At 51.6% G+C, this 7088-nt stretch carries 4 protein-coding genes and 6 tRNA genes; 1 reads left to right on the top strand and 9 read right to left on the bottom strand.

Features of this window, described 5'->3' with window-relative positions; genetic code table 11:
* Positions 1-97: 97 nt before the first annotated feature.
* Positions 98-1522, bottom strand: coding sequence for a tRNA (N6-isopentenyl adenosine(37)-C2)-methylthiotransferase MiaB (gene miaB / locus B4923_RS07430; protein ID WP_109053707.1), 1425 nt, complete (start codon positions 1520-1522; stop codon positions 98-100).
* 226 nt (positions 1523-1748) lie between these two features.
* Here miaB and ubiF point away from each other — a divergent pair, with 226 nt between their 5' ends.
* A complete protein-coding gene (gene ubiF / locus B4923_RS07425) occupies positions 1749-2915 on the top strand; it encodes a 3-demethoxyubiquinol 3-hydroxylase (protein WP_109053706.1) in 1167 nt (388 codons plus the stop codon).
* Between the two features lie 121 nt (positions 2916-3036).
* Here ubiF and B4923_RS07420 read toward each other — a convergent pair.
* The 8 genes from B4923_RS07420 to nagC all read right to left on the bottom strand — a co-directional run bounded on the left by B4923_RS07420 (position 3037) and on the right by nagC (position 7070).
* Positions 3037-3111 (bottom strand) — tRNA-Gln (locus B4923_RS07420).
* Positions 3112-3117: 6 nt separating this feature from the next.
* Positions 3118-3194: transfer RNA gene (locus B4923_RS07415), tRNA-Met, on the bottom strand.
* A 55-nt stretch (positions 3195-3249) separates the two neighbouring features.
* A tRNA-Gln gene (locus B4923_RS07410) sits at positions 3250-3324 on the bottom strand.
* A 35-nt stretch (positions 3325-3359) separates the two neighbouring features.
* Positions 3360-3434: transfer RNA gene (locus B4923_RS07405), tRNA-Gln, on the bottom strand.
* 54 nt (positions 3435-3488) lie between these two features.
* A tRNA-Leu gene (locus B4923_RS07400) sits at positions 3489-3573 on the bottom strand.
* 8 nt (positions 3574-3581) lie between these two features.
* Positions 3582-3658 (bottom strand) — tRNA-Met (locus B4923_RS07395).
* Between the two features lie 218 nt (positions 3659-3876).
* Complete coding sequence (asnB, locus tag B4923_RS07385; protein WP_109053704.1) at positions 3877-5544, bottom strand: asparagine synthase B; 1668 nt, start codon at positions 5542-5544, stop codon at positions 3877-3879.
* Between the two features lie 302 nt (positions 5545-5846).
* Positions 5847-7070: a DNA-binding transcriptional regulator NagC gene (nagC, locus tag B4923_RS07380; RefSeq protein WP_109053703.1), complete on the bottom strand. Its 1224-nt coding sequence runs from the start codon at positions 7068-7070 to the stop codon at positions 5847-5849.
* Positions 7071-7088 lie beyond the last annotated feature (18 nt).

Below are 7088 nucleotides of genomic sequence, written 5' to 3'. Positions count from 1 at the left end.
ATGTTGCTGACCACCTCCATAGGAGGTGGTGTTTATGCAGGGATAAAAATGGGTGGCGGCGCCACCCATGATGTTGATGACAGGAAGACGACGAAAATTAAGGCTGGTAGATGCCGACACCAATTTCGTTTTCTTTGCGGGTACGGGCGATAACCTGGGAAGGCGATTCGTGAACGCGTAAATCCATCTGATCCTCCGTACGCACCACGATACCGCGCAGTGAGTTCGGGTAAACGTCTACGATTTCTACATCGACAAATTTACCAATCATGTCCGGCGTTCCTTCGAAGTTGACGACGCGGTTGTTTTCCGTGCGTCCTGACAGTTCCATCACGCTTTTGCGCGACGTGCCTTCAACCAGAATACGCTGAACGGTGCCCTGCATACGGCGGCTATATTGCATCGCCTGCTGGCTGATGCGCTCCTGCAAAATATACAGACGCTGTTTTTTCTCTTCTTCCGGTACGTCATCTACCATGTCCGCCGCAGGCGTTCCCGGGCGAGCAGAGTATATAAAGCTGTAGCTCATATCAAAGTTAACATCGGCAATCAGCTTCATGGTCTGCTCGAAATCAGCCTGCGTCTCGCCGGGGAAACCGACGATAAAATCGGAGCTGATCTGAATGCCGGGGCGGGCATTATGTAGTTTACGGATAATCGATTTGTATTCGAGCGCGGTATGGCGGCGTTTCATCATCGTCAATACGCGGTCGGAGCCGCTTTGTACTGGTAAATGAAGGAAACTCACCAGTTCGGGCGTGTCTTCATACACGCTGATAATGTCGTCGGTAAACTCTATCGGATGACTGGTGGTGAAACGAATGCGATCGATACCGTCAATGGTCGCAACCAGCCGCAGCAGTTCGGCAAAGGAACAGATATCACCATTGTAGGTTGCACCGCGGTAGGCATTCACGTTTTGCCCAAGCAGGTTAACCTCACGCACACCTTGTTCCGCCAGCTGTGCGATTTCAAACAGGACGTCATCACAGGGGCGGCTGACTTCTTCGCCGCGCGTATAAGGGACGACACAGAACGTACAGTATTTATTGCAGCCTTCCATGATGGAAACGAATGCCGTCGGGCCTTCAGCTTTCGGCTCCGGCAGACGGTCAAATTTCTCGATTTCAGGGAAGCTGATATCCACGACCGGGCTACGGGTGCCCTGAACATGGTTAATCATTTCCGGCAGTCGGTGTAGCGTCTGCGGACCGAAAATCACATCAACATAGTGCGCGCGTTCGCGGATATGCGCGCCTTCCTGTGAAGCCACGCAACCACCAACGCCAATAATCAGATTGGGATTGATATCTTTCAGCGCCTTCCAGCGGCCAAGTTGATGGAAGACCTTTTCCTGCGCTTTTTCACGGATTGAACAGGTGTTGAGCAACAGAACATCGGCCTCTTCCGCGACCTCGGTTAATTCATAACCGTGCGTACTTCCCAGTAAATCAGCCATCTTGGATGAATCATACTCGTTCATCTGACAGCCCCAGGTTTTAATATGCAGTTTTTTTGTCATCGACTTGCCATTACTCAGTGCGGGTAAGAAAGATTCCCTTGATTCGGGCCGGGTATTGTAATCGTTCGCTGACGTTGTGACCAGTGTCTGAAAACGGTCGATTTTATAACGTATTCACTTTTATAAAATAACCGCTTTTCTGAAAAGTTAATCCGAAATCCAGTACACTGTGGTTATCTATTTTCACCGGTGTTTACGACGATAGCCAGAGAGGGATAAAACCAGTATGCATTATGATGCGATCGTTGTCGGGGGCGGAATGGTCGGTGCCGCCGCTGCATTGGGGCTGGCCCGGAATGGTTTTCAGGTTGCGGTTGTCGAGCAGCAAGCGCCGGCATCTTTCGATATTGAGAGCCCCCCCGATCTCCGCGTTTCAGCGGTAGGCTATGCCTCTGTTGCGTTGCTGAAATCGCTCGGAGCCTGGCAACGAGTCGAGCGGATGCGTAGTGCGCCATATCGACGCCTTGAAACCTGGGAGTGGGAAAATGCTCGCGTGGTGTTTGATGCGGCGGACATCCATTTACCTGAGTTGGGATTCATGGTGGAAAACCGGGTCTTGCAGCTGGCGCTTTGGGAATGTTTGGGGGAAGAGGCTCACTGCCAGCGCTATTGCCCTGCAACGCCTGAGCATTTGCAACAAACCGAACAGGGCTGGAGCCTGCAACTCGGTGACGGACGAACGCTGACCACGTCACTGGTGATCGGGGCCGATGGTGCAAATTCTCAGGTACGTCAGTGGGCCGGCATTGGCATCAGCGGTTGGCAATACCGTCAATCCTGCATGTTAATCAGTGTCGAAATGCCATATCCGCAACAGGATGTCACCTGGCAGCAGTTTACGCCTGCCGGGCCACGTGCGTTTCTGCCGCTGTTTGACCACTGGGGATCGCTGGTATGGTACGACAGTCCGAAGCGCATTCGACAACTTCAGACGATGCCGTTGGCGCAGTTGGACAAAGAGATTGCGGCGATTTTTCCTGAGCGTCTGGGAGCGGTCAAATCGCTGGCTGCGGGGTCGTTTCCGCTGGTTCGCCGGCATGCGCAAACCTATGTTAAGCCGGGATTGGCGCTGTTGGGCGATGCTGCGCATACCATCAATCCTCTGGCGGGACAGGGGGTGAATCTGGGCTATCGGGATGTGGAGACATTGCTGGACGTGTTGATCAGCGCCCGCGATGCCGGCGAAGCGTGGTATTCCGAACGGGTGTTGCGTCGTTACCAGCATCGTCGCAAGCCTGATAACCTGCTGATGCAAAGTGGTATGGATCTGTTTTACAACGCGTTCAGCAACTCGCTACCGCCGCTCAGTCTGGCCCGTAATCTGGCGCTGATGGTCGCCCAGCGCGCGGGAAAATTAAAACAACAAGCCCTGAAGTACGCCATTGGCGTTTAACCCATCGCTTGTTTAAACAGTCTTATTTAAGACATTGCTCTACGCCGCCGATATGGCGGCGTAATCGTATGGTGACAGGATCTTCAGACATAAAAAAGCCCGCTTAGCGGGCTTCTCTATTTGGCTGGGGTACCAGGATTCGAACCTGGGAATGCCGGAATCAGAATCCGGGGCCTTACCGCTTGGCGATACCCCAAAAATGTGGTGGCTACGACGGGAATCGAACCGGTGACCCCAGCATTATGAGTGCTGTGCTCTAACCAGCTGAGCTACGTAGCCAAATGTTACTGCTATTCTTACTATACTTCAATAAAAATCTTTAACATCAATTAGATGGCTGGGGTACCTGGATTCGAACCAGGGAATGCTGGTATCAAAAACCAGTGCCTTACCGCTTGGCGATACCCCAACAGGACAGCGAATTATCAGCGTGTATTTTGAATATGGCTGGGGTACCTGGATTCGAACCAGGGAATGCCGGTATCAAAAACCGGTGCCTTACCGCTTGGCGATACCCCATCAATAACAGAACACTAACAAGCTTCAAAAAGCGATGTCAAACCGTGAAAGTAATGGTGCGGGAGGCGAGACTTGAACTCGCACACCTTGCGGCGCCAGAACCTAAATCTGGTGCGTCTACCAATTTCGCCACTCCCGCAAAAAAGATGGTGGCTACGACGGGAATCGAACCTGTGACCCCAGCATTATGAGTGCTGTGCTCTAACCAGCTGAGCTACGTAGCCATCTTTTCCGCGTCACCTTCATCGGCGTTGCGGGGCGCATTATGCGTAGTTGGCCTAATTGCGTCAACAAATTTTTTCCCGAAAAGCGCATACCTTGTACCGTTTGTCTGGGTTGTGAACAGTATGGTGAGAAAAGCGCCAAAAAGCTGGCTTTTCCGATAAATTAAATAGAAAAAACGGGTCACTGATGACCCGTTTTACAGAGCGAATAAACCAGATTATTGGTAGGCGGACTGGTGTACGCCAACGGCGCGACCTGACGGATCATCCATCTTTTTGAAGGACTCATCCCACTCAATCGCTTTGGCAGAAGAGCATGCCACTGACGGGCCGCCAGGGACACATTCCGCGGCGCTTGGAACCGGGAACAGCTCTTCAAAGATCTCGCGGTACAGATAGCCTTCTTTGGAGTTCGGCGTGTTGTACGGGAAACGGAAGTGTGCGGTTTCCAGTTGCTGATCGGTAATCTGCTGCGCGGCAACTTCCTTCAGTGTATCAATCCAGCTGTAACCCACTCCGTCGGAGAACTGCTCTTTTTGACGCCATGCCACGCTGGACGGCAGGTATGACTCAAAGCACTCGCGTACAATATGTTTTTCCATTTTGCCGTTGCTGCCGCACATTTTGTCACGCGGGTTGATACGCATGGCCACGTCCAGGAATTTTTTATCCAGGAACGGTACGCGCGCTTCCACACCCCAGGCAGACATTGCCTTGTTGGCGCGGGCACAGTCATATTGGTGCAGCGCCAGCAATTTACGCACGGTTTCTTCGTGGAACTCTTTGGCGTTCGGTGCTTTGTGGAAATACAGGTAACCGCCGAACACTTCATCCGCACCTTCACCCGACAATACCATTTTAATGCCCATGGCTTTGATCTTGCGGGACATCAGGTACATCGGCGTTGAGGCGCGGATTGTGGTCACATCATAAGTTTCGATGTGATAGATCACGTCACGAATGGCATCCAGACCTTCTTGTACGGTGAAGTGGATTTCGTGGTGAACGGTGCCCAGATGTTCGGCAACTTCCTGAGCGGCCTTCAAGTCCGGGGAACCTTCCAGACCCACCGCGAAAGAGTGCAACTGCGGCCACCAGGCTTCGCTACGCTCATCGTCTTCTACGCGACGCGCGGCGTATTTTTTCGTAATGGCGGAGATAACGGAAGAGTCCAAACCGCCAGACAGCAACACACCGTAAGGAACGTCAGACATCAGATGGCTTTTCACGGATTCTTCCAGCGCATCGCGCAGCGCGACGGCGTCGGTTTCGTTATCTTTTACGTTTTCGTAATCGAACCAGTCACGGCGATAGTATTCACGGATTTCTCCGTCTTTACTCCACAGATAGCTGCCTGCCGGGAATTCCTTAATCGTGCGGCATACCGGAACCAGCGCTTTCATTTCCGAGGCGACATAGAAGTTGCCGTGTTCGTCATAGCCCATGTACAGCGGGATGATGCCCAGGTGGTCACGGCCAATCAGGTAAGCGTCTTTTTCGCTGTCATAAAGGGCGAAAGCAAACATACCACGCAGATCATCCAGGAATTCAGGTCCTTTTTCCTGATACAACGCCAGAATAACTTCACAGTCGGAGCCAGTCTGGAACGCGTAACGGTCACCGTATTGCTGACGCAACGCCTGATGGTTATAGATTTCACCGTTAACAGCCAAAACGTGGGTGCGCGCAGCGTTGTACAGCGGTTGAGCGCCGGTATTCACATCGACGATAGACAGACGTTCATGAGCCAGGATCGCTTTGTCGCTGGCATAAACGCCGGACCAGTCGGGTCCGCGGTGACGCATTAAACGTGATAATTCCAGCGCTTTTTTACGCAATTCAACAGGATCGGTTTTAATATCGAGCACACCGAAAATAGAACACATAAATCACTCCCTCAATTCACTTGTATTGCCAAGCGAAGCTTTGTTTCAGATTAACTAGATGCGATTCACGGGGCGAGCAGGGCATTCCGTGTTTCTGCATTATGATTACAGATGCTGTGTCAGTACCAATGATTTAGCATCAAAACGCTACCATAATTCAATATTATCTAATGAAAAAAGCCATCTTGATGTTGTTTCGATAATTATTATCATCAATTGGTGATGGATCGGTAAATTAATTCAATAGAATCGCCGGATTTTTAGGGATTACATAATCCGGCATAAGGTGACAAACGCGATAATCAGTGATTTTCAAGCAGATGTTGCAGCAAAACGCCATTCAACATGGCTCGTTTTACCAGTGCAAAGGCGCCGATTGCTGAGAGATGGTTCAGGCTGGAAACTTCGATAGGCAGGTTGATACGGAAATCTTTCAATACCTGAGCATTGACGCAGCGCTGTATTGCCGGCAACAGGATTTTTTCGGCTTCCGTGATTTCGCCGGCAATCACCACTTTTTGCGGATTAAACAGGTTAATGGCAATGGAAACTGCTTTGCCTAGATATTGCCCGGCGTGTTCGATGACTTCTCTGGCCAGGGTGTCACCACGGTTAGCGGCTTTGCAGATGGTTGTAATGGTGCAGTTGTCGGGAGTGATTTTGCTTGGGTAGCCCTGCTGCAATAAATGCTGTACCCGCTGCTCAATGGCGGCATTGGCGACAACCGTTTCCAGACAGCCAAAATTACCGCAGTGACATCGTTCTCCCAGTGGGTCAATCTGGATGTGGCCGATCTCTCCGACATTACTGTTATTGCCGAGAAAAATCTGTCCGTTGACCAGAATACCGGCTCCGGTTCCACGATGGACGCGCACCAGAATGGAGTCCAATGAGTCATGTGTGACGCCGAAATAATGTTCCGCCAGCGCCAGGCTGCGAATATCATGCCCGACAAAACTGGTGACGTGGAAATGACGTTGCAGGTTTTCGACCAGCGGCCAGCTATTGACGTTGATATGCGGCATGTAGCGGATAACGCCCACATTCGGATCAACCAGTCCAGGCAGCACGACGGAAATGGCGATCAGCTCGCGGATACGGCGCTGGTGGCTATCGATAAAGTGGTCGATCGCTTTGAATAAAGCGCTTTCCAGCGTTTCCTGCGTTTTTTCCGGCAGCTTATAATGTTCTTCCTCCAGCGACTTTCCCTGCAGGTCATACAGCGCAATGGTGGCGTCGTGGCGGCCAAGCCGAACGGCAATAGCATGAAAAGGCCGGGTCTCAGTGACAATAGAGATGGCGCGTCTGCCGCCAGTGGATGCCTGTTGGTCTACTTCTTTTATCAGCCCGCGTTCCAGAAGCTGACGAGTAATTTTCGTGACGCTGGCGGGGGCAAGCTGGCTTTGTTCTGCAATCTGTATCCGTGAGATGGGACCATGCTGATCAATCAGACGGTACACGACCGCGCTGTTCAATTGTTTAACCAGATCAACGTTCCCTATCTGCGCTTGTCCGCCTGTGGTCATGAAAAAGTTACTCGCTGT

Origin of the sequence: Brenneria roseae subsp. americana (assembly GCF_003115815.1) — a bacterium.
Taxonomy (GTDB): Bacteria; Pseudomonadota; Gammaproteobacteria; order Enterobacterales; family Enterobacteriaceae; genus Brenneria; species Brenneria roseae.
Note: the sequence above shows the minus strand (reverse complement) of the source record. Positions and strands in the feature narration are given on the sequence as shown.

What these genes read in the sequence shown, in the direction of transcription:
- nagC (WP_109053703.1), bottom strand. Translation starts at nt 7,070, where the DNA reads ATGACCACAGGCGGACAAGCGCAGATAGGGAACGTTGATCTGGTTAAA.
- asnB (WP_109053704.1), bottom strand. Translation starts at nt 5,544, where the DNA reads ATGTGTTCTATTTTCGGTGTGCTCGATATTAAAACCGATCCTGTTGAA.
- miaB (WP_109053707.1), bottom strand. Translation starts at nt 1,522, where the DNA reads ATGACAAAAAAACTGCATATTAAAACCTGGGGCTGTCAGATGAACGAG.
- ubiF (WP_109053706.1), top strand. Translation starts at nt 1,749, where the DNA reads ATGCATTATGATGCGATCGTTGTCGGGGGCGGAATGGTCGGTGCCGCC.